The organism is Hahella sp. KA22 (assembly GCF_004135205.1).
GTDB lineage: Bacteria > Pseudomonadota > Gammaproteobacteria > Pseudomonadales > Oleiphilaceae > Hahella.
In genome coordinates this window covers 3,996,949-4,019,694 of the sequence record NZ_CP035490.1, presented here as the reverse complement: position 1 = coordinate 4,019,694, position 22,746 = coordinate 3,996,949, and the positions used below count along the sequence as shown (strand labels likewise).

The following is a 22,746-nucleotide window of genomic DNA, read 5'->3' as shown; positions in this document are numbered from 1 at the left end:
ATGACCCCTTTTACCAAGGGGGAAGTTCTGCTGCAAACCGGGAGCCTGACGGTCATCGCCAATGCGGCGTTGCCGGAGGAAAGACGGCTGATGGTGCTGGAATTGTCGGACGGCCGAGTCATGGCGGTCATGACGCCGGTGATGGCGGACAAGCTGGGCTTCTATCAGCTGGACGCCTTGTCGACAACCGCTCTGCGCCAGGCGCTGCAGGACACGGGAGTGGCGCTGCATGGCGCCGATGAGATCTTTTATTTCTCTGCACAGGACAAAGCAAAACTGATGCAGGAAACCACAGAAGGCGACATCCGCCCGTTAAATATTGAGGATGAGGCCGTCTTCGCCGAATTCCAGGCGTCCGCGACGGAACAGGACCTGGATGACGCTTATGTCGAACTGGATCACTGGGAGGTTTGCGGCGCGTTTATTGACGACAGTCTGGTTTGCGCCGCCAGCATGTACCCCTGGGACAGCTATCCCGGCGACCATACGCGCATCGCCGATCTGGGCGTGCTGACGCTGCCGCCCTTCAGAGGAAAAGGATACGCCCGCAAGGTCGTGCGCGCGATTTGCAGACGCGCCAGTGAGAGGGGATATGAACCGCAATACCGTTGTCAGTTCGATAATCAGGCCTCGGCGTCATTGGCGAAGGCGGCAGGGCTGACCTGGTTTGGAAAGTGGGAAGTGATCTCGCCGGATTCCGCTGAATAAACGCCGGAGCAGCCTGGTGACGCACAGAAGCCGTTTGTTGTTATAAACATGGCAATGATATTGGCATGTTAATCACCAGGCGCATGGACGCGCCTGCGCGGCGACAAGCCGCGGGAGACAGGGCCTGACCTGTGCAGGCCCTGTCGTTGCAGACAAATAGAAGGAATCTATTTGGCTGCCTGATTAGTCAACGGAAAACAGATTTTTAAAGCACAACAAGGAAGAAGTTTGTATGTCAAAACTAAACATTGCCGTGATTGGCGGCGGTAATATCGGCTCCAGTCTGGCGTTTGATTGCGCACTGCGCGGCCATCATGTCGTCGTGGTTGAAAAAGACGAGCCGTCCTGCGAGCAAAGTCGCGCCCGCGTGCTGGAGACGGCGGGTTACGCGCCGTTGTTCAGCCCACTGGCGAAAGGGAAGAAACCACAGGATATTCTGGACAACATTCGCTGGACGAATGAGCTGAGCGCGATCTCTGATTGCGCCTTCGTGGTTGAGAATATCCCGGAAAACATTGAGCTTAAACAGGCGCTGTATACCCGCATGGCTGAGTTTATTGCGCCCAATGCCGTTCTGGCGGCCAACACCTCCTGCATTCCTATCACCAAACTGGGGTCTTTCCATAAAACGTCGGCGCAGGTCATTGGCGTTCACTTCATGAACCCGGTTTACCTGAAACATACCGTGGAAGTGATACTGGGCCTGAATACGTCAGAACAAACCAGAGACCGCTGCCTGGAAATGCTGGCGATGCTGGGCAAAAAATCGGTGGTGGTGAAGGACGGCCCTGGTTTTGTCTCCAACCGCATCTCCCACCTATTCATGAATGAAGCGGCGTTCGCTATTCAGGACGGCATCGCGCAACCTGCGGATGTGGACGCCATCTTCAAGGAATGCTTTGGCCATAAAATGGGGCCGCTGGAGACGGCGGATCTGATCGGCGTAGACACGGTGGTGAATTCGCTGGATGTGCTTTATCAGACATTTCAGGATTCGAAATACCGGGTCTGTCCGTTAATGCGCAGTATGGTGGATGCCGGTCATTTGGGCCGCAAGACCGGCAAGGGTTTTTACTCTTACTGACTTTTATTCTTACTAGCTATTACTTTAACTAACGCGACAAGCCGCGAAAGACAGGGCCTGACCTGCGCAGGTCCTGTCGCTTAACCTGAAATTCAGGCGCCCAACAGCGCCTGCTCAATCTGCTGCAGATAGCTGCTGGGCAGGGCGGGGTAGTCCCAGATAAAGAGACCGCCAATGTCGTTTTGAGTCACCTCATTGAGGAAGTAACTCAGGTTCTGCTGATTCAATCCTGCGGGCGTCAGCGCCAGTATCACCTGCTTGGCGGGAACGCCGTTGGCGATGGTGCGCTTTATCGCCGGACCTACGTTGGCTTCAATGTCGCTCATGCTCCACATGGCCTCGGCGTAGCACATCAGGCAAAAGCGATTGACCGCGCCTGATTGCGCCATGGTTTTGACGGCCTGATTAATTTTGGTTCCCTCACTGGAGGCGCTGGGGTTGTTGTAATCCCAACCGGCCAGAAAGGTGTAGCTGCACTCCTTGTTGAGGGATTTCAGCTTGCTCATCGTCTCAACCAGCATGTCCACGTTCATGTAGCACTCGTCATCAAAATCCACGCCGGCCCAGTTCTTGGTTTGGGTCGCATTGACGATGGCGCTCACTTCCGTCGCGTTCTGGGGCATATTGTTCGGCGTGCAGCCACCGCCGCCGTAGGTCCAAAGCACTTTGCCTGATCCGCCAGGCGCAGCAGTCGTGTCCGGACTCCACCCCGGAGACTGAGGCGTGCCGGTCGTTAGCCCGGAAAGGTTGGTTACCATGCCGTACATGGTGTAAGAAAAAGATTGAGGAGAGGAGTCTGCAGGGTTTTGCGTCCAGCCGCCAATCACATAATCGCTCATAGCAATTTCCTTATTCCAGTGATAGAACAATACAACCCGACTCTATCAGCTTAGTTCAAATCCACCGCCCCGGAAGGAGTGGCGTTATTACTTATATGAAGGCGTAATTTGCAAAGGGTTATTTTTATTGGATATTTGCATATAGAGCGCATGCGTGAGGTGAATTTATAACCAATTGTTATGATGCGCTATGTATGGAATAAATCACGAAACGATAAAAATAATTATGTATCCGTAACCTGATTGATACATATCCGATTTATTTTGTTTTCAAAAGATAAAAAAGAACGCGGCATATATTGGCGTTTGTAATATCCAGAAAGGAAATGGGGAAAAACCGCATGAACAGGCGCGCACAGACCTGTTTAAAGTCAGATGCGGCGCGGATTATTCGATAGTTACGGGGATATGGTATTAAGTACTGATGACGTTGTCTGCGCAGAGGTACACTCTGTTCAGACAGGCGCCCCCTGGGACGCCGGACTGAGTCAGAACTTTTTACCGCCTCGTTCGACATCATGATCACCCAAAGAAAAAGTATGTAACGATTGTTGGACTTTTATTGCGTCAACAGTTGTTTTCTTTTTATACGAGTGAGTATTATTCATGTCGGCGACGTCGTATTTCTATTATGAGTCGTATTAGTTAGAAATTTAGTATCGCCTATGGAAATGGACCTCAACCCAATAAAACAAGGAGTTAAACATGAATCCTTTTAGAGGGGCAGTCCTGGCGACAATGCTTTCAGCAGTGAGTATGGGCGTTAGCGCCAGTACACTGGTTTTTGATTTTTCGGGAAGCGTCGACCTGACTTTTGACCCAAATTATCACAGCCAGCAAACGATTGACGAATACACTGACATATTTATGGAGGATGCATCCTATGCGACGTTCCTCGGTCAGATTATTCTTCCCAACTTCGATAATTACCTGACTGGTACGCACCAGGTGAGCCTCAACTCCAATGGCCTGAATCTGGCGATTGTGAGCGGCATGCTTGGCGGTATTGAAGGGACCCGTCAGGAGGCGCCGGATGGCGTCACCTGGACCCCCGACAGCACCCAGGATGGCGACAGCGGCGTATTGACCATCGTAGACGGTAATATCACCAGTTTCCAATGGTATGCGGGCCCGGCGAACGAAGGCATTATCGGCGCTTATAACAGCAGCGTTTTTGATGGATGGAAAACCAGGCTGGGCGAGATCAACCTGAACCTGAATGGCGCCACGGATTCTATCTTGATCGGTGACGTTTACTTCGCTTCCAATCAGTTCGGCACAGCCGCCGTAACCATGGTTCCCGAAGCCGACGCCTACGCCATGTGGATGGCCGGCCTGGGCATCGTGGGCTACGTGGCCCGTCGACGCAGCCAGAAAGCGTAAGCTTTCACTTTGTAGTTTGCAGACAATTTGTCGTTCACTGACAGATAGGTCGCTTGCAGACAAATAGACGGACGTTATTTGTCTGACGGATTAATAGTCTGAAACCCAAGCGGGAGACATGGGCGACCAATACTCCCGCTCTCATAAGCGTCTGCGCATCGCCGACCTATTATGACGGCGACGGCTGGCGCGCATACGCCTAATCAACGGCGATGCCGCAGACCTCCAGTTCCTTGCCAATGACTCTGAGGAGGTCAGTCAGGCGCCCGTAATAAATATAGAACTCCTCCGCGCCGACATGCCCCTTCAAACGCTCCAGCGCATCACAGGCGGAGATAATCAGACGCCGAACCTGGACGGGGGTGTCCGGTCTGGCTTTGAGGTCCTGCAGTTGCTTGCGCTTGCCGTCGATAACCTGTTGCTTGGGGGCGTCGCACACGTTGTCGTCAATGAGCAGCTGGCGCCAGTCGCCGTCAATCAAAGATTGAGTCATCCTTTTTGTTCTCCCTAATCACAGCTTTTTGTGGTCCCTAATGGCCTGTTTTGTTGTTCCACTGCTTAACCTAACCAGTCTAGCTCAATTCCGACTGACGCGCGGCCAATCGTACAACCTACGTCATCGAAGCAACCCCGTGGCGAAGCGGCTGCGTGCTTGCAACGCCCTGCGCCGAGTTAGTCTTTTTCGTAATAGTAAGGAAACTCAATCTCCTCTAGAATGGCCCTCGTTTGGTTCTACGCAGACGCCATCCAGGGATCTTGGATTTTCCGTCGCCAGAAGCGTGCGTCATGGCTTTGACTCTCTTCATGCAAGTCATTCACGACATACGCGCACGGTGTTCGGCGTCTGCCTTAAAATTCTTTGGAGCGCAGGATCGCGTTCTTAATGTGAGTGACGAATTCAAATGTTCTGTCCGATCAAACCTACCGCATGGATTACAGCGGGCTTGTCATTGTTTTACTGCACGGCGGCGCAGGGTAAAGTCGGCGACGCCTGGGAATTCAGCGCAGGCAGCCTTTTGCGTCATGAGGACAACCTGTTCCGGTCGACCTCCGATAACGAAAGAAACGAACAGATTGTGTCCACCTTCGCGGCGGTCAGCGGCGAGCAGGCGATCTCCCGTCAGAACCTGAAACTGGACGCCCGGTTTTCCGATAATCGCTACCATCATTACGACTACCTGGATTACTCCGCCTGGGAAGCGGAAGCAGCCTGGGACTGGCTGGCCACCAGTCGATTGCAGGGCGTGCTCGGCGCCGACTACAACGAATCCATCAACAGCTTCGCCGACTTCTCCGGAACCGAACAGAATATCCGCACCCGCCGTCGCTATTATCTGGACGCGGACTGGCGTGTAGTCGGGCGTTGGCGACTGCTGGCCGGCGGCGCCCATTACCAGCAGGAAAACAGCTCGTTGTACCGCGTCGAAGGGGACTATCAGTCTGACTCTTGGGAACTGGGCGCAGGATATGACACGCCCTCCGGCAGCAATATTTCCGTGTCGCTGCGCAATACGGACGGCGATTACGCCAATCGTGTGATCAGCGCGGCGGACCGTGTGGACTCCGGTTTCGAACAGCGTCTTGCGGAGATGCGCTTCCTGTGGATTTTCAGTGGCAAATCAAAAATTCGCGGCAACCTTGGCTATGTCGAACGTGAACACGATCACTACGGCGAGCGGGATTACCAGGGCGCCATTGGCGGGCTGAGTCTGGATTATCAATGGACGGGATCAACCAGCGTAACTGCGGCGATTGAACAAAATCTGGTGTCCTATCAAAGTTCGCCGGTTACAGATGTCGATAAAGTGATAACTGGTCAGGCTTACTATAACAGCAGCTATTATCGGCGACGTCTGGTCTCCATCGGGCCGCTGTGGCGCTACTCCGCCAAGGTGAGTCTACATGCCCGCTGGCGCTATGAAGAAAGGGACTATCAGGGCGGTTTGCTGACCGCCATGGATGGGCGTAAAGACCGCTTGCAAACGCTGGTTTTAGGGGGCGATTGGAGCCCCGTCAACTATGTCCTGATAGGCGCCGCGTTGCAGCGGGAGAGGCGTGCTTCGAATCAAACGAACGCAGATTTCAACAGCGATATGGCGACCCTGTCGTTAACCTTTACTTTTTAGTGAGAATCACTATCACTGGAAAATTTTTAGGTTTAGTATGTAGCCCACATGTAGGAATGTGTAACTGTGTGGTCAATCGCGCCGCACATATTAACTAAAGGATTTAGCAATGTTTCTCCATAGAACTTCCTATCCGAAGTTTGTCTTTCTGACCGCCCTGACGGGTTCTTTGGCCGGGTGCGGCGGCGCAGGCGAGGCGACGGACGCAACCCAGGTAGTCGCCAAAGTCAACGGTTCGGAAATCTCTATACATCAGCTTAACGCCATACTCGCCAAGCAGCCTTCCCAGGGCGTCAGTTCCGACACGGCGCGGGCGCAGGCATTGGATGAGCTGGTGGAGCAGCAAGTCGCCTACGACAAGGCGGTGGAACTCAAGCTGGACCGCAGTCCCGACGTGGTCATGGCGATTGAATCCATGAAGAAAAGCATCATCGCCCGCGCTTATCTGCAACAGGTGATTGGCGCGCTGTCGCAACCTTCCCAGGAAGATATCCATCAGTATTACGCAGAACATCCCGCGTTATTCGCAGAACGCAAGCTGTACAGCTTGCAGGAAGTCGCCATTGAGCCGCGGCGAGAACTGCTTGCGCCGCTTAATGAAAAAGTTAATAGCGCAGAGCAACTGGAAGACATCGTTTCCTGGTTGAAATCCGAGGGCGTGCAATATCGCGTCAACGCGGCGAACCGCTCCGCGGAACAGATCGGTCTGGAGCTGTTGACCCAGGTAGCCAGGCTGGAAGACGGCGCGATGACCTTGTTTCAGGGACCCAACAACTATTTGGTCGTCAGAGTGACGGCCTCGCAGCAAAGACCGGTGTCGGAAGAGGACGCTAAACCCCGCATTACACAATACCTTCATAATCTGAAGGTACAAAAGACCGTTACCGAAGAAGTCGAGCGCTTAAAGAACAGCGCCGCCATTGAATATGTCGGCGACTTCAAGCGGCTCGCCATCCCTGCGGCAGGCGGGGAGGCTGGCGTGGAGATAGGAACTGAAAACAGCGGCGTCGAGGGCGGAGAGGATATCCGCAATGCCGAGGCCGTTTCTTTACAACTGGGAAGTGATGCGTAACGGCGCCTAAAAACATGGAAGCTTTATTTTCTTACGTCATGCAATTGACGCAAATGCGAACAAAGATAGTGCTGGGTCTGTTGACGCTGATCCTGTTCACCCCGGCTCGGGCGGAGGTCGCCGGCCTGAATTATCGCCTGGCCCCCGGGGATGCGATTCGCATCAACGTATTTCAACAACCGGACCTGACTCTGGACACCCGTATTTCCGAAAACGGAAGTATTACTTACCCGCTGATCGGCAGCCTGCAATTGGGCGGAGAAACGCTGGCGGCGGCGGAACAACAAATCGCCGCAGGCTTGCGCCAAGGCAAGTACGTGAAGGACCCGCAAGTGACTATTACGCTGCTGGAAATTCGCGGCAATCAGGTTTCGGTGTTGGGGCAGGTAAGCCGCCCCGGCCGCTTTCCTCTGGAAACGCAAAAGACCCGACTTTCCGACGTGCTGGCCATGGCCGGCGGCGTCACCGCCTCAGGCTCAGACATTGTCGTGGTGTCCGGGATTCGCGAAGGCAGACCGTTCCACAAAGAAGTGGATTTTCCCGCCATCTTCGCCCAGGGGGAGCGCAACGCTAATATCCAGGTGGCTGGCGGCGATGTGATTTTTGTCGATAAAGCCCCGGTGTATTACATCTACGGCGAAGTGCAGCGTCCCGGCGTCTATCGGGTCGAACGCAACATGACCGTACAACAGGCCCTGGCCCAGGGCGGGGGAGTCAGCCTGCGCGGCACCGACAATGGCATCAAGGTGTATCGCAAGGACGCCAAAGGCGATGTGGAGTTGAAAGAGTCGGAGCTGTACGACCTCGTGCGCGCCGATGACGTTATCTACATTCGCGAAAGTTTGTTCTAGGAAAGATCTGTTGCAGGAAAGATAAGTAATGACCTTGAAACATGTATTACTGGTTCTGTGGGCGCGGCGCTGGGTGGTGCTGAGCGTCCTGCTGGCCACGATAACGACCACCGCCGTGGTCAGCCTGCTCATTCCCAAAGAATATACGGCCTCCACCACCGTGGTGCTGGACGTGCAGACCCCCGACCGCATTGTCGGCATGGTGCTGCCGGGCATGATGTCGCCAGGCTATATGGCGACGCAGATGGATATCATCACCAGCGATCGCGTCGCACAGGGCGTAGTGCGCCTGCTGAAACTGGACGAAAACCCGGAAACCCGCGACAAATGGCTGGAGGAAACCGGCGGACAGGGAACCATCGCCGTGTGGATGGCGCCGGGTCTGAAGAAGAACCTGGAAGTCAGTCCCGCCCGGGAAAGCAATGTCATCAGTGTAGAGTTCAGCGCCACGGACCCCCGCTTCGCCGCCACCGCCGCCAATGCTTTCGCGCAAGCCTATATCGACACCACGATCGATCTGCGGGCGGAGCCGGCGAGAAAATACGCCGCCTGGTTCGAGCAGCAATACGAAACCCAGCGCGAGCGCCTGCAAAGAGCTCAAAAGGCGCTGTCCAATTTTCAGCAGGAAACCGGCATTGTGGTGACCAATGATCGTCTGGATTTTGAAAACCAGAAACTGGGCGAGCTGACCGCGCAACTGAGTCTGGCCCTGGCGGAAGGCACGGATTCCTCCAGCAAGCAGGGCTTCAACCAGGGTAGCGACACGCTGCCGGAAATCATGCGCAATCCGCTGATCATCCAGCTCAAAACGGACATTGCGCGCATGGAGTCGCGCCTGCAGGAGTTGTCCGAAGACTATGGCGTCAACCACCCGCAATACAAAAGCGCCGCTTCCGAACTGGCCAGTATGAAATCCCGTCTGCGCATGGAAACCGCCAAGATTGCGGAATCCATTTCCACCGTGGGGCGCGTCAGCAAAGCCAAGCAGGCGGAACTGAAAGAAGCCATCGAAGAACAGAAAAAGAAAATGCTGGAGCTGAAAAGTCAGCATGACCAGATTCAGATTCTGTCTCATCAGGTGGAAACCGCGCAGCGTGATTTCGACGCCATCAGCCAGCGTCTCACGCAAAGTCAGCTGGAAGCGCAAACGGTGCAGACCAATGTCTCCGTATTAACGCCGGCGTCGCCACCGCTCAAGCACAGCAAGCCAATGTTATTTCTCAATCTTGTCATTGCGGTGATGCTGGGAGGGTTATTGTCCGTCGGCGCGGCGCTGATTCTGGAATTACGCAATCCTATGGTGCGTTCGATAGAAGACCTGCAATCCGCACTTGGCGTTCCCGTATTGGCGCAATTGAGTAAAGCGCCAGTATCCATGATGAAGAAAAAAGAAGGGAAGACCGATTCCGCCAGACCGTCGGGACTGCAAACCGACGCGATGGCGGGCGGCTCTTATCCATTGGCGGGAGAAGCCTGATGAACATGGAAGCTCAAAACCTCAGCAGTCATTCGCCATCCATTGGCGCTATATTGATCGACAGCGGGCGACTGGAGCCCGCCGCCGCGGAGCAGATTCTGCGCTTGCAGCAAAACAAGCCCGGTCTGCGCTTCGGCGACGCCGCCATGCAACTGGGTTTGCTGGATGAGCAGGATATTCAGTTCGCTTTGTCGCGGCAGTTTGTTTACTCCTATTTGCAGGCGTCCGACGACCGCATCAGTCAGGAAGTGGTCGCCGCGTTTAATCCGTTCAGTCATATCGTCGAGCAATTGCGGGCGCTGCGCAGCCAACTGCTGCTGCGCTGGTTTGACGCGCAGATCGGGCGCAAAGCTCTATCCGTGGTCAGCGCCAATCATGGCGAAGGCCGCAGTTTTGTCGCCGCTAATCTGGCGGTGGTGTTCTCGCAACTGGGGGAGCGCACATTGATTGTGGACGCCGACCTGCGCGCGCCGCGGCAGCATGAGCTGTTCAAGCGCGCGAATAAGTTTGGTTTCTCCACGGTGCTGGCCGATCGCATTCCCTGGCGGGAGGCGGTGAGGCGGATTGAAGGTCTGCAGGGGTTGTTTTTGATGACCGCCGGGGCGATTCCGCCCAATCCCCAGGAACTGCTCAGCCGGCCGCGTTTTGCAGGTCTGATGGAAGAGCTGAAGGAACACTACGACATCGTTATCTTCGACACTCCGCCGGGAGCCTCGGTCTCCGACGCGCAGCCGATTTCCGCGCAGGCGGGCGGAGCGCTGGTGGTGGCGAGCCAGCACAAAACCGCCGTCGGAGGCCTCAAATCCCTGGTGGCGAATCTGAAGCAAAACGGCGTCGCCATCGCCGGGAGTTTATTAAACAAAACCTGACACTCACGCGCGCGAAGCACTGAAACATCATGCAGCAGACGATCACCCGACCCCATATTCCGGCGATTAGCGAATGGTCGCCCGTACTATTAGGCGTTGTCGTGCTTTATCTGCCCACCTACTACGATCTGGCCGGTTCTTTATGGGCGTCGGGTGAGCAGGGGCATGAGCCGATTATTCTCACTCTGGTGCTGTGGTTTTTCTGGAAGAAACGCCAGGACATCCACCAGCTTGAGTTCGCTCCCGCCTCCCTGGAAGGCGGCGTCGCCCTTGGCGGCGGCCTGATTCTGTACGTATTGGGACGCTCGCAGGATATTTTGCTGTTCGAAGTGGGGTCGCAGATTCCGGTGGTCGCAGGGCTGCTTTTGCTGCTGCGGGGGCGCGAAGCGGTGAAAATGATGTGGTTTCCGCTGCTGTTCATGATCTTTATGGCGCCGTTGCCGGGACCGCTGGTGAGCGCGCTGACGCTGCCCATGAAAACTGCGGTGTCCTGGTCCGTGGATCAGGTGCTCTACTGGGCGGGCTATCCGGTATCCCGATCCGGGGTGATTCTGCAGGTCGGCCAATACCGCCTGCTGATCGCCGATGCCTGCGCGGGACTGCATACCCTGTTTACTTTGGAGGCGATGGGGCTGTTCTACCTGCATATCGTGCGCCACGAATCGATCTGGCGTAACGTCGCCCTGGCTATCGCCATTGTTCCGATTTCATTCGTCGCCAATTTCATCAGAGTGCTGGCGCTGACCTTGATCACCTATCACTACGGCGATGAGGCGGGGCAGGGGTTTCTGCATGGATTCGCCGGTATCGTGCTGTTTGTCAGCGCGTTGTTGCTCATTATCGGCGTCGACTCGATTTTGCATCTGGCGCTGAAACCGGCGACAAGGAGGAGACAGGCCAATGCGTAATCACAAGACCAGTCTGATCGCCTGCGCGGCCATGGTGGTCTCAGCGGTAACGGCGTACGCCCTGACGCCAAGGGTCATGCTCTCGGACCACATCGACAAGGTAAAGCTGGATGCGATGATTCCTGAAGTGTTTGGCGGGTGGCGCGAAGTCACGCAATCCGCCAACCAGATCGTCGATCCGCAGACCCGGGAGACGATCAATCGCATTTATAACCAGACGCTGACCCGCACCTATGCGGATGAATCGGGTTACCGAGTAATGGTTTCCATTGCATACGGCGAAGACCAGCGCGACGCCATTCAGATGCACTATCCGGAAGTCTGCTATCCGGCCCAGGGCTTCACCCTGGCGGACAAGACCTCCGGGCTGCTGCAGACCGATTACGGTCAGATTCGCATCACCCGTCTGCTGACGTCACAAGGGCAGCGCCATGAGCCGGTCACCTATTGGGCGACGGTGGGCGAAAAGGTGATCGCCAACAAGGTCGACAAGAAATTAAAGGAAGTCAGTTATGGCTTCCGAGGATACATTCCGGACGGACTGCTGTTTCGCGTGTCCTCCGTGGATAAAGATTCCATGCGCGCGTTTCAGAAACAGCGGGAGCTGGTGGATGCGCTGTTAACGGAAATTTCGCCAGCGTCGCGACAGCGCCTGGCGGGTTTGACTCAGTAAGGATTCACATAACAGGTTGACGCAGTAAATAACCGGAAGGACTCTTACATTTAATCGAAAGGATGTTCGATGATTTTCAGTCAGCAGTTGCAGGCGGGCGCAGACGGCGCGTCGGTATTATTTGAGCGATACGGGGTGGAGGCGCTGATCATTCTGGGGGCGCTGGGCGCCGCCGTTGTGTTTGGCATGGTGGCCTCCACGGGCAACCTGTTGCTGGCGGGTCTGGCGGCGGGCATGATCGTCGGCCTGCTGGCGTTCGCCAACGCCGCTATCACCCTGTGGCTGATCCTGTTTTTAGGGCTGTTCGTGGCCGGATTAGCGCCTATCTGGGCGGAAGGCCTGAGCAAGAAAGCAGTATGGGGTATTTCCGTACTGGGCCTGATTCTGTTCCTCAGCGCCGCCTCGCGCCGCCTGCTCAATCCCGCCAGCGCCGAGAAGCAGCCTGTTTTTATCTGGTTGGCGCTGGTGTTTGTTGGCTACGCACTATTGAACGGCGCGGCGCAATCGACACTCTTCGAACTCGCCAGCGGATTCAAACGCTACTTTCAGGTCATGGGCGTCTGTTTCGCGCTGGCCTGGCTGAGTTTTTCCCGTGCGGACTTGGATCGCTGGGTGCGGCTTTTCGCAGCGCTGGTGATCGTGCAATTGCCGTTTGCGCTCTATGAGCTGCTCAAGCTGGTTCCGGTCAGAGAAAGCCTGCAATACGCCTATCCCGGCATGATCCCCATTGACGTAGTCGCAGGCACTTTCGGCGCAACCCGCTACGCCGGCGGCGCTAACGCCGAAATGGCGAGTTTTCTGGTGATCGCCCTGGGTTTCCTGCTGGCCCGACGCAGCGAAAAGCTGATATCGCCGCGTCACTTCGCCGTCCTGGGGCTGTTCGCTTTGACGCCGTTGTTCCTCGGTGAAACCAAGGTCGTGGTGATTTTCCTGCCGTTGATGTTTGTCACCCTGTACGGCCGTGAGCTGGTGAGAAAACCCCATCTGGCGGTGCTGGCGTTGATCGTCGGCGCACTGCTGACCCTAGGCGCCGCCTACGCGTATCTGCAATTGGTGAAAGCGCAAAGTCTGTCGGAAATGCTGTCCGACACCATGGCGTACAACATGGGCGACAAAGGCTATGGCGGCTACTACTTGAACCGTCTCACCGGACTGCTGTTCTGGTTTCAGCAGCAAGGCCTGCATGATCCTGTGTCTTTCTTTTTCGGCTGCGGCATCGGCTCCGCCCACGACGCCACCGGCGGAACCATCGCGCTGCGTTATCCCGGCTTCGGCGTCAGCCTCACTGCACTGTCATCCTTACTGTGGGAACAGGGGCTGCTGGGCTCTCTGCTGTTCTACGGCATATTAGTCTCGGCCTGGCTGACCGCCGGCAGGTTGCGCGCCGCGCGCTTCGGTCGCCGGATCATGGCGGACGCCGCCGGCATTCAGGCGGCGCTGAGTATTTGTATGATCTACCCGGTGTATCGCAGCACCTTGCTGGAGGGGTTGCCCTTTCAGATTCTGTTCTGGGGCATGCTGGGTTATCTGGCGTGGCTTTACCGTGAGTCCCGACGTACGGAGGAGACGGTATGAGTCATCCTTATTCACGTCAGGCGCTGATTTCCGGCACGAAGAAGTTCTTGTCCGGCAAAGTCATATCGGCGCTGTTGACCCTTGGCATTCTGTTAGTGACGGTGCGTTTGCTGCCGGTGACGGAATACGGCGCCTACGTCACACTGCTGGCCATGACGGAAATCGGCCGTTCCCTGGCGCAACTGGGGCTGGCCTGGCTCACCGCGCGGCAGCTTCCCGAGTATCGTCTGAAGGCGGATGGCCGTCGTTTGGTCGGGTTCTGCCGCCGCGTCGTAGCGTGGCAAAGCGCGGCGCTTATTGCCTGCGCCTTGCTATTCGCAATGCTGATGGACGCCTATCTCAGCTGGGCGGGACTAGAAGCGTTCCGTCCCGCCGCGTTGGTGTTTCTGGGCGTATTTCTGGTGGAAGGCGTTGGCCGCTTCCTGCGGGAGGCGGTGCTCGGACCGCTGCTGTTACAGGGGGGCATTCGGGCCAGCATGGTAGGACGGCAGTTGCTTTACCTGGCTGGGTTACTCGTGCTGTGGCGGCTTTCCGGTTCCGACCTTGCCCAACCAATACTAATACTTTTACCGTCGGCGCAAACCCTGGCGCAGCCTGGGATGGGCCTTTACGCGGTGGTGCTGATCGAACTCGCGGCGTCCGCGTTTGGGACCACCGTCGCGCTGGCGTGTCTGATCAAATTCTGTCGCTCGATGCGAGGATTACAGGGAGAGGCGGGGTGGACGGAGCCGTCCATTCGCCAGCAATGGTGGCTTTCCCTGCACATGTATTTCGCGCACTTGCTAACTCTGCTTTACAGCCCGCAGGCGCTGGTCAATCTGTTGCAGAAATACCTGGGGCCGGAGGCTTCCGCGGTGTTTGGCTTCCTGCGCACCTTGAATGACCAGATTGCGCGCTACCTGCCGGCGTCGCTGCTGTTCAGTCTGATCCGGCCGAAACTGGTGGCGGTTTACGTTAATGGCGGCGGGACCTCTGAGCTGAGTCGCCTGACTAATTCCGCCGGCAAAGTCAGTCTGGTGATTCTGCTGCCGTTGGTGTCCGTGGCGGCGGTGTTCGGCGACGAGCTTATCCAGCTTATTTCCGGCGGCAAATTCAGCGACTCCGGCTACCTGTTCTTCGGATTCCTGTTGTGCCTGATCCCATACAGCCAGCGGCTTTTACTGGAAACCGCCGCCGTGACGCTGGATCAGGCCAACCTGTGCAAATGGGGCGCGGCCCTGGGGTTGATCACGTTGCCCAGCCTGTGGGCGCTGCTGCATCTGGGCTTCGGCGTGTGGGCGGCGGTGATCGCCATCGGGCTGGGACATGTGCTGTTCAACAGCTTCATCATCGCGGGCCTCAAGCAGCGTTGCGATTACGCTTTCGACTGGCTCAATCAGACCAAACTTATTCTGGCCATGGCGGTGGCGATCATTCCCGGCGCGATCAGCCCGGAAGTCTCCGTCGCGGCGCTCGGCTCCGGCCTTATTCCATTGCTGGGTTATTCACTGCTGATTGTTGGCGCTTTTGTGGTGTCAGTGTGGTTGCTCCGGCCTTTCACCGTAGAGGAGACAGGATTGTTGAAAACGCTAGTTAAGAGAGGCGCGCGCACGGCATGAGAACGATGAGACTGCTTTATCTGACGCCTGGGTTGTTTCCCGCCAGACGAGTGGATGTGGGCCTGCTTTTTGGCGATGGTTTACCACGCCATGGCGTGTATTCCGACATTGTCGCGTTTCGCAAACCCGGCGCGCAGGAACAGGAGGAGACCTGGGGCGGCGGCGAGGCGATTCTGGCGAAACCGCCGCGCCGGCTCAAACATCTCGCCGTATTCATGCATATGTTCAAGGCGCTGGCCCAGTCCCGACGCGACCGGCATGACGGCGTACAGGTGCGGGACATGCCTTTTATCGCGCTAATGGCGCTGATATTCACCCGACTCAAAGGTATGCCGTTCCTGTACTGGTGCTCTTATCCCTATCCGGAAGGCCAGATAGACCGGGCGCGCCGGGCCAATGGTTGGAAGAAAATCACTTCACTGCCTTTGCTGTTGCGCGGACTGCTGGGACGCTTTGTTCTGTACCGGCTCGTACTGAGCCAGGCGGATCATATCTTTGTGCAGTCGGAGCGCATGAAGCAGGACATGGCGGGCCGCGGCGCGCCAGCGGAACGTATGACCCCGGTTCCCATGGGCGTGGATCTGGAGCGCATGCAGGCTTCCGTAGCGGCTTTTGATGCGGACGCCACAGACGATGTCTGCGTCGATCAGCGCATGCGGGGCCGACGCGCGCTGATTTATCTGGGCAGCCTGGATTACGTTCGCAACATCGAAACCCTGTTTGAAATGGCGTCGCTGCTGCGCTGGCGTCTTCCCAATATCGTTGTGGCCATCGTCGGCGACACCAACGATCAGCAACACAAGGCCTGGTTACAGGAACGGGCGCGGCAGTTGGGCGTTGACGATATTCTGATCTGGACCGGCTGGCTGCCGATGCAGGAAGCCTGGCGTTACATTCGTCAGGCGGAAGTGGGCTTGTCGCCCATTCCCAGGAGCGAGCTGCTTGACTGCTCCTCGCCGACCAAATTGATCGAATACATGGCGCTGGGCGTGCCCGTCGTCTGTAACGATAACCCGGATCAGCAAATGGTGATCGACCAATCCGGCGCGGGTTTGTGCGTTCCGTACACCGCTGAAGCATTTGCGAATGCAGCGGAAACCCTGCTCAAGGAATCCCCGGACATGCGTCGGCAAAGAATGGAAAACGCTATTCGTTATTTAAGAACTCACAGGGATTATCCAGTCATTGCAAGGAAATTGGCTGGAACCTACTTCGCCATCCATGAGAAAGCCTGTCACGAGGCTCTGAAGCAAGGAAGTTGAAATCATGACCCCGATATTTTTACCTCTCATCGGTCAATACCAGAACATCGGCGACATCATCCTGAGGCGCCCGTTGGCCAAGTGGCTGCAGGGCGATTCGCGGTTGCATGTGTTCACCGGCGACGCCCCCGCCGGTTATACCGAGGCGCTGCAGTTGCGCCCGGACGATCATGTCTACACCTCGTTTCTGTCCTGGTATCGCGCCGGCATGGAAGCCAGTCGGCGCCAGAAAAGCATCTATCTGTTCAAGCCCGGAGAAATTCAGTTGAGCCTGAAAGGCATGAAAGAGCATCTCGGCGTCCTGCCCATGGCGAAACGCTTCAAGGCGCGAGGCGGCAGCGTCGCGCGTCTGGGCTCCGGGGTGCGCAATTTCTCCAGCTTTTATCGACGCCTGATAACACCGTCCTTGAAAGTCTCCGATCTCACCTACTGGCGCGATCAGGGCTCTTTCCAATACCTGGGACACGGCGGCGTGATGCCGGATCTGGCGTTTGCGGAAGGCGGCGAGCTCAGTCGCATTTCCTCCATGGAAAACCGTCGCTATCTGATTGTGTCCATGCGCGGCGACCGACCGGCGCCCAACGACGCCTGGCGTAAGGCCGTCCGCGACTTCGCACAGAAACACCATCTGGAAATCATGGCGGTGACCCAGGTGCTGATGGACTCCGCGCGCTCCCGCGAGCTGGCCGGCAGTCTGGGCGGACAGGTTCTGGACTGGGACGGTCATGATCATATGCAACAGGAGCAGCGTTTGCGGGACGTCTATCGGCGCGCGGCGCTGGTGGTCAGCGACCGCCTCCACGTGCTCATCGCCGCTTATACGGAAGGCGCCGCGCCGGCGGGTCTGACCACGGATAACTCCAGCAAGGTGGACCGGCATTTCGAGGCCATCGGATTGAAAGGCGTGGGACAAAGCGCCGCGACCTGGTCTGCGGAGCGCATCGGTCAGTTTCTGGAGGATACGCTGCGACAACGGGAGAGTTATCTGAATACGCTGGGGCAGGCCAGAGTGTCCCTGGATGGCGTTCGCAAAGAACTGGTTTCTTTCGTGGAGGCGGTGCGGGGGCGTGAAGCATGAGCGTAAGCAAGTCGACGCCCGTGATATGGCACGTAGGGCGACACGGCGAGGTGGCGGGCGGTATGACTCAGGTGATCAACGCCTATCTGAATTGGCCGTTCGCCAACCTCAAAGTGGAGGTCATCCCGTCCCGGGACGGCTCCAAAGGCATTAAGGCGCTGGGGCTGTATTTCAGCGCCCTGTGGAAAATTCTGCGTTTGCGTGGACGCAGAACCAAGGACGCCATGGTGGTGCATCTGTCCCAGGACGGTTCTTTCGTGCGTGAGGGCAGTTTGCTTACTCTGGCGCAACTGCTGGGCTTTGGCGTGGTCGCGCAATTACACGGCAGCCGTTTCGCCGAGTTCAGTCGGCGTTATCCGAAACTGGTGCGTTTTGTCCTTTCGCGGGCGAATTATGTTCATGTTCTGAGTGAAGAGACTCGCGTTATCGTGGCCCAAACCCTGGCGCCGGAGCGCATTGTGTATATCCCCAACGCAGTGGCGACCGGCCGGCCGGGGAATAAGGAGAATCTGGCGGTGTTCGGCGGCGGCGTCACCTATCGCAAAGGCGTGGATGTACTGGCGCAGGCCTGGGAAGAATTGCAGGCTGAGGGCGATGTTGATCCGACGCTTAACGTCGGCGCCTGGAAGCTTGTCATCGCCGGACCGGTCATTGATGCGGGAGTGGTTCCCGAGGCGCTGCGCAACGCTGAATTTGTGGGGGGGCTGTCCCATAAGGCGCTCATGGAGCTGGTGGACCGCGCCGCCATTGCGGTGCTGCCTTCCAGAGACGAGGCGATGCCGATGTTTATTCTGGAGGCGCTGGCGCGACATTGTTGTGTGATTTCGACGCCGGTGGGCGGCATCGCCAATGTATTGAGCGATGGCCGGGGCCTGCTGGCGCCGGCGGGGGATATTCAGGAATTGCGCCGGGCTTTGCGCTACGCAATCAGCGATGATGACGCGCGCGCGGAGCTGGCGGCAAGGGGACACGCCAGTTTTGCGGATACCTTTTCCGCAAATGTGGTGTACCCCAAACTGGCGACGCTTTGGTTGAGCATCGTCAACCGGCCCAGGGCCGGAAATCTGTCTCAAAAAAGGAACTTTCAGGGAATGACAGGAGAATAAAAATGAAAAAAATACTTTTAGTCGCCTCAGGTGGGGGACACTGGGTGCAACTACAAAGACTGCGCGGCGCGTTTGAGGACCACAAACTGTTATGGATGACCACCGTAAAGGACTACAGTTCTCCTCACAACGAGCCCTGTTTTATCGTGCAGGACGCCAACATGTGGAACAAACTGGCGCTGCTGAAAATGTTTCTCCAGGTGGCGTGGGTGATGCTCAAGACCCGGCCGGATATCGTCGTCACCACCGGCGCGGCGCCGGGATTCGCCGCCATTCTGTATGGTCGAATTTTAGGGGCGCGCACCATCTGGATAGACAGCATCGCCAACGGCGAGGCCCTGTCCCAGTCCGGCGCCAAAGTCGGCAGATGGGCGCATGTGTGGCTGACCCAATGGGAGCATCTGAGCAAGCCCAGCGGGCCTCATTACTGGGGGGCTGTGCTGTGATTTTCGCAACCGTAGGCACTCAACTTGCGTTTGATCGCATGATCAGCGCGCTGGACGATTGGGCGGGACGTAATCAGGACGTGGTGGTTTACGCGCAGACCGGGCCGGCCGCATACATGCCGCAACACATGGGCTTCGCGGACTTTCTGGCTCCGGGCAAGGTGACCGACTACATGCGCGAGGCGGAGCTGATCGTCTCCCACGCGGGCATGGGCTCCATTATCACCGCCATGTATTTGCGGAAGCCGGTGATCATCATGCCGCGCAAAGCGTCTCTGGGCGAGCACCGCAATGAGCATCAAATGGCCACCGCGAAATGGCTGGCCAACCGCAAAGGCATCATTGTGGCCTGGGAGGCGTCGGATCTGCCGCGCCTTCTGGACCGGCGAGCGCAACTGGAATCCGGCCCGGCGATCTCCGAAGTGGCGGATGGCGCTTTGGTTAAAAAGCTGTCACGTTACATTCAGTCCCTGCAATGACGACTACTATTAATAAGGTCAGACTAACTAACAGGAGTCATTCCGCTAGGAGAAACCTACAGCCACCTCAACATAATCCGCCCGCCGGCGCGACGCAGCGCCGGATATCCAGCAGCCGCGTAAGCGTCTTCCGGCGAGCGCCGTTTAGAGCATCAGTTGTCCACCGCGAAGTGGCTGGCCAACCGGAAAAGCATTATCGGGCCTGAACGACTTCGACTTATCCAAGCATGGGTGGAGGTCCCCGTCATTGCAATCGGGCCCTTTTAAATCCGTGGTCGCGGATGAACCTTTGGTTAATACACTGCCAAGCCGTACTCGGTCGCTGCGGAGCAGCGCCATTTTTTTAGTCAGTCTAACCAACAGGAGTCAGAGTGCTTATGGACAGGCCGACAGCCAACTCGACCAAGTCGCCCGACGTTACGAAACGACGGGCGCTTCTACTTACCGCTCTGGGGTGTTTACTTCCGCCCCTTGATTCGGTCCAGGCGGAAACGCCGCAACTGGACTGGTTTTGGTCATGTAACGACGGAAATCGGGTCGTTTTCAGCTCAGACTTCAACGAAGGCTTATATTTCCAGGACATCCAGCCGGGCAAAACTGCAGAACCCAAACTAGGCACCAATCAGTTTTCCTGCGTGCGCAATTGGATCAATGAACAGAAAACCACCATGGGATTTGGCGGCGCCTTTATCAACTATGAAGGCGGCGACCTCACCGAACGCTGGGCGCAAGTGCAGCCGGCGCTGGATAATCCCAACAACAAGGTGCTCGCTTTCGCGCTGAAAAAGCCCAACGTCAATAACGAGAAAGGCAGAGTGCAGTTAGACGTCACTGGCAAGACCGGCTTTAAAGAGTTAAAGCTGAAGGTGCGCATGTATCTGAGCAACAGCTTTAGCATGCTGCGGACCTACCCGAAAACCATTGACTGGCTGTCCCTGTCTTCCTGGTGGAACAATCCCCATTGGGATGGCAATCCTTATCCGTTCGTCGTCAGCGTGAATATCAACAAACCCAGCATAAAGGAGGGACAAAACCAGCTGCGTTTCGCCGTGCGGGCGCGCACTTTCAATCAAACCACGCAGAAGTGGGACGACGCGCTATGGCGAGAAGTCAACCAGACCTTTGAAGTCCCCGTGGGACAGTGGATCTCTCTTGAGTACACCTTTATTGAGGGGGATGCGGAGACCGGGCGTTTCCAGATGACTGCGGCGTTGGACGATCAGGAGCCCCAGACTATTTTCGACATTCACAACTACACCCGCCATCCACTCGATCCTTCTCCGGATGGCATCAGTATTATCAGCCCCATGAAACTCTATACCTCTGCGGAGTTGATTGATTACGTCACCGCCAACGGTGGGCTGCTGACGATTCAGTGGGATGATATGAAGATGATTGGCTGCAACACGCTGGCGGATTGCGAGCCCGATCCGTCCATTCCGGAAAAAGTCAGGATGGCGATTCCCAAAAGACCCAGTTTGGAGTTGGATTAGCGGAAGGATTCATCAGCGGTTCGCCGAGCCTGCTTTGGCGGACTCGGCGAACCGATTCAGTATCGTCTATTTAATTGCACTTAGTTCAGTTATTCATTTACCTACCGACTTCAGTCGCGGCCAGACTCACTCCCACTGCACCTTGGGCAGCTCTTCCTTGTAGTTATCAAAGCGATTACTGAGGGAAAGTTTGTCAGTCGTCCTTGAGGCCACGTGCAGGCAGCGATTCAACATCGCGGGCCAGAGCGGGCGATACAGGTCGAGGGTGGCGACATCGCTCAGGCCTTTCGGCAGTGTTTTCCATAGTGGCGAGAGCAGGGAAAAACTGTTGAACTTGCGCACGTCCAGAGACATGAAGGTGCGGAAGACGTCGAAGAAGACAAAGGGCTGCACCGGCGTGAAGAACTGGCTCGCCATAACGCAACCGCCGTGGGTGATCCAGCGACCGCTGCGTCCGTACAGCGCTTCATACAGGAAAATTTTCTTCCAGCCGTCGCAGTTGAAACGCGCCGTGGCGGCATGGAAGTTGTCCAGCAACAAGGCTTTACCGGCGGCGTCCAGCTGACGGTAGCGGTAACGAATCAGATCTTCCGGCGTGATGAAGCGGAACATCAGGGAAGGGAAGATACGGAACAGCGTCCCCCAGGTGGACTCGATATTAAAGTAATACCCCCTTTGCAGGGTGCCGCCCAGGTAACCGTCGACGAACAGATTGCCGTCGCCCCATGCTTCGTAAAAATGACGGTACACCACCAGCAACTCGGAGAGTGGTCGCGACACCAGTCCTTTGAACATCTTTTCGCCCAGCTGTTGCGAAAGCTTGGGATAACTGAGGTCCAACAGGGAAAACTCGCGGTAGTCATCGAAGAAGCCCGCGAACTTGCGGGCGACAGGCCGGTCGCCGGTATTCGCCGGTCCGTAGGTGTAACCGTAATGTGTCTTGCCGAGAGACAGCAGATACCGGGAGTCCAGACCGCCGCTCAAAGGCAGGATCTTTTTGCGATCGCCGAAGATTTCCAGGCCTTTGCGCATCTTTTCATTGACGTTGTGCAAGTCGCCTGAGCCGTTCAGGTAATCGAAATAGAACGACGTGCGGTCGCGGGACATAATCGCGCCCACTTCCAGCCGCTCGACGCCTTTGAACAAGGTATAGCCGCCAAACAGATGCCGCTTGATGTTCAGGATGTTTTGCAACACCGGGTCCACATCCTTGCCGTCTGCGATATAGCAAGGCGCCGGCGCGACGCGCAGCGTCTCGGACTGCGCATCCTGAAAGTGCGGAACCAGCGCGAAGGGGTCCGTCACCAGATAGTACGCGCCGCCGGTTTCGATATAGAACAGGTAGCTGCCGGCCTCGATCAGCGAACACACCGCTGTGCGTTCCTCTTCCGTCTCCGCCCGGAAGAAGGCGCGGGCGAACTCGCTGATGTTGCCTAAACGTCCGTTGAAGACAAAATGTCCGCAGCCCACGGCCAGTGAGCGCGACGCTTCATCCGCGTAGGCGACGCCCTCCGGCCAGTTGGCGCGATGCACATCTACTAAAATGTGAGCGCCAAGAGGGGAATTGAACTCATGTATGTCCGCGGGGGCGCCAATCGAAGAAGAAAATAACTCTACCTCGGCTCTTGCGTTGGTAACGTTAATGTACAGGCCTTTCATTGCAAATATCTCTCAATTAAGTGGGAGGTCATATCCATTGCGCGTCAACCGGATAATGTT

21 protein-coding genes are annotated in these 22,746 nt (G+C 56.7%); 18 read left to right on the top strand and 3 right to left on the bottom strand.

From position 1 onward, the window contains the following. Both EUZ85_RS17975 and EUZ85_RS17970 read left to right on the top strand, forming a co-directional pair. Nucleotides 1-708 carry a GNAT family N-acetyltransferase gene (locus EUZ85_RS17975; RefSeq protein WP_241567074.1) on the top strand — a complete coding sequence of 236 codons (708 nt, stop codon included), beginning with the start codon at nt 1-3 and terminating at the stop codon, nt 706-708. Between the two features lie 232 nt (nt 709-940). Continuing rightward, nucleotides 941-1,792 (top strand): 3-hydroxyacyl-CoA dehydrogenase family protein, encoded by an 852-nt coding sequence (locus tag EUZ85_RS17970; RefSeq protein WP_127970583.1) that lies wholly within the window; start codon nt 941-943, stop codon nt 1,790-1,792. A gap of 92 nt (nt 1,793-1,884) precedes the next feature. On the opposite strand, the gene EUZ85_RS17965 is transcribed toward EUZ85_RS17970, so the two are convergent. After that, a complete protein-coding gene (locus tag EUZ85_RS17965; protein ID WP_127970582.1) occupies nt 1,885-2,631 on the bottom strand; it encodes a hypothetical protein in 747 nt (248 codons plus the stop codon). A gap of 705 nt (nt 2,632-3,336) precedes the next feature. Between EUZ85_RS17965 and EUZ85_RS17960 the strand changes: the two genes are divergently transcribed. Continuing rightward, nucleotides 3,337-4,014 carry a PEP-CTERM sorting domain-containing protein gene (locus EUZ85_RS17960; RefSeq protein WP_127970581.1) on the top strand — a complete coding sequence of 226 codons (678 nt, stop codon included), beginning with the start codon at nt 3,337-3,339 and terminating at the stop codon, nt 4,012-4,014. A gap of 199 nt (nt 4,015-4,213) precedes the next feature. Here the strand turns inward: EUZ85_RS17960 and EUZ85_RS17955 are convergent, their stop codons facing one another. After that, on the bottom strand, nt 4,214-4,507 hold the full coding sequence (locus EUZ85_RS17955; RefSeq protein WP_127970580.1) for a hypothetical protein: 294 nt from the start codon (nt 4,505-4,507) through the stop codon (nt 4,214-4,216). Nucleotides 4,508-4,916: 409 nt separating this feature from the next. On the opposite strand from EUZ85_RS17955, the gene epsL reads away from it, so the two are divergent. The 15 genes from epsL (at nt 4,917) to EUZ85_RS17880 (ending at nt 21,027) form a co-directional block, all read left to right on the top strand. Next, nucleotides 4,917-6,140, top strand: coding sequence for an XrtB/PEP-CTERM-associated polysaccharide biosynthesis outer membrane protein EpsL (epsL, locus tag EUZ85_RS17950; protein ID WP_127970579.1), 1,224 nt, complete (start codon nt 4,917-4,919; stop codon nt 6,138-6,140). Between the two features lie 109 nt (nt 6,141-6,249). After that, nucleotides 6,250-7,212 (top strand): EpsD family peptidyl-prolyl cis-trans isomerase, encoded by a 963-nt coding sequence (locus EUZ85_RS17945; RefSeq protein WP_127970578.1) that lies wholly within the window; start codon nt 6,250-6,252, stop codon nt 7,210-7,212. A gap of 14 nt (nt 7,213-7,226) precedes the next feature. Beyond that, nucleotides 7,227-8,063: a polysaccharide export protein EpsE gene (gene epsE, locus EUZ85_RS17940; RefSeq protein ID WP_127970577.1), complete on the top strand. Its 837-nt coding sequence runs from the start codon at nt 7,227-7,229 to the stop codon at nt 8,061-8,063. Nucleotides 8,064-8,091: 28 nt separating this feature from the next. After that, a complete protein-coding gene (gene epsF / locus EUZ85_RS17935; RefSeq protein ID WP_127970576.1) occupies nt 8,092-9,540 on the top strand; it encodes a chain length determinant protein EpsF in 1,449 nt (482 codons plus the stop codon). After that, on the top strand, nt 9,540-10,409 hold the full coding sequence (epsG, locus tag EUZ85_RS17930) for a chain length determinant protein tyrosine kinase EpsG (RefSeq protein WP_127970575.1): 870 nt from the start codon (nt 9,540-9,542) through the stop codon (nt 10,407-10,409). Before epsF ends, epsG begins: the two co-directional genes overlap by 1 nt. A 29-nt stretch (nt 10,410-10,438) precedes the next feature. Beyond that, complete coding sequence (gene xrtB, locus EUZ85_RS17925) at nt 10,439-11,317, top strand: exosortase B (RefSeq protein ID WP_127970574.1); 879 nt, start codon at nt 10,439-10,441, stop codon at nt 11,315-11,317. Next, entirely contained in the window at nt 11,310-11,990 is a 681-nt protein-coding gene (gene epsI / locus EUZ85_RS17920) for an exosortase-associated protein EpsI, B-type (RefSeq protein ID WP_127970573.1), read from the top strand. Before xrtB ends, epsI begins: the two co-directional genes overlap by 8 nt. 69 nt (nt 11,991-12,059) lie before the next feature. After that, on the top strand, nt 12,060-13,565 hold the full coding sequence (locus EUZ85_RS17915; protein WP_127970572.1) for a hypothetical protein: 1,506 nt from the start codon (nt 12,060-12,062) through the stop codon (nt 13,563-13,565). Beyond that, nucleotides 13,562-15,163 carry a lipopolysaccharide biosynthesis protein gene (locus tag EUZ85_RS17910; RefSeq protein WP_127970571.1) on the top strand — a complete coding sequence of 534 codons (1,602 nt, stop codon included), beginning with the start codon at nt 13,562-13,564 and terminating at the stop codon, nt 15,161-15,163. The genes EUZ85_RS17915 and EUZ85_RS17910 overlap by 4 nt, the downstream gene beginning before the upstream one ends. Further along, on the top strand, nt 15,160-16,425 hold the full coding sequence (locus EUZ85_RS17905) for a glycosyltransferase family 4 protein (RefSeq protein ID WP_127970570.1): 1,266 nt from the start codon (nt 15,160-15,162) through the stop codon (nt 16,423-16,425). Before EUZ85_RS17910 ends, EUZ85_RS17905 begins: the two co-directional genes overlap by 4 nt. 4 nt (nt 16,426-16,429) lie before the next feature. Continuing rightward, nucleotides 16,430-17,503 (top strand): polysaccharide pyruvyl transferase family protein, encoded by a 1,074-nt coding sequence (locus tag EUZ85_RS17900; protein ID WP_127970569.1) that lies wholly within the window; start codon nt 16,430-16,432, stop codon nt 17,501-17,503. Continuing rightward, nucleotides 17,500-18,609: a glycosyltransferase family 4 protein gene (locus EUZ85_RS17895; RefSeq protein WP_127970568.1), complete on the top strand. Its 1,110-nt coding sequence runs from the start codon at nt 17,500-17,502 to the stop codon at nt 18,607-18,609. The genes EUZ85_RS17900 and EUZ85_RS17895 overlap by 4 nt, the downstream gene beginning before the upstream one ends. Before the next feature lie 2 nt (nt 18,610-18,611). Further along, nucleotides 18,612-19,055 carry a UDP-N-acetylglucosamine--LPS N-acetylglucosamine transferase gene (locus EUZ85_RS17890; protein WP_127970567.1) on the top strand — a complete coding sequence of 148 codons (444 nt, stop codon included), beginning with the start codon at nt 18,612-18,614 and terminating at the stop codon, nt 19,053-19,055. Continuing rightward, the gene (locus tag EUZ85_RS17885; RefSeq protein WP_127970566.1) at nt 19,052-19,534 is read left to right on the top strand and encodes a glycosyltransferase; all 483 of its coding nucleotides are present in this window, start codon (nt 19,052-19,054) and stop codon (nt 19,532-19,534) included. Before EUZ85_RS17890 ends, EUZ85_RS17885 begins: the two co-directional genes overlap by 4 nt. A 377-nt stretch (nt 19,535-19,911) precedes the next feature. Next, entirely contained in the window at nt 19,912-21,027 is a 1,116-nt protein-coding gene (locus EUZ85_RS17880; RefSeq protein ID WP_127970565.1) for a hypothetical protein, read from the top strand. Nucleotides 21,028-21,153: 126 nt separating this feature from the next. Here EUZ85_RS17880 and EUZ85_RS17875 read toward each other — a convergent pair whose 3' ends face one another. Continuing rightward, nucleotides 21,154-22,686, bottom strand: a complete 1,533-nt coding sequence (locus EUZ85_RS17875) for a hypothetical protein (RefSeq protein WP_127970564.1) — start codon at nt 22,684-22,686, stop codon at nt 21,154-21,156. Nucleotides 22,687-22,746 lie beyond the last annotated feature (60 nt).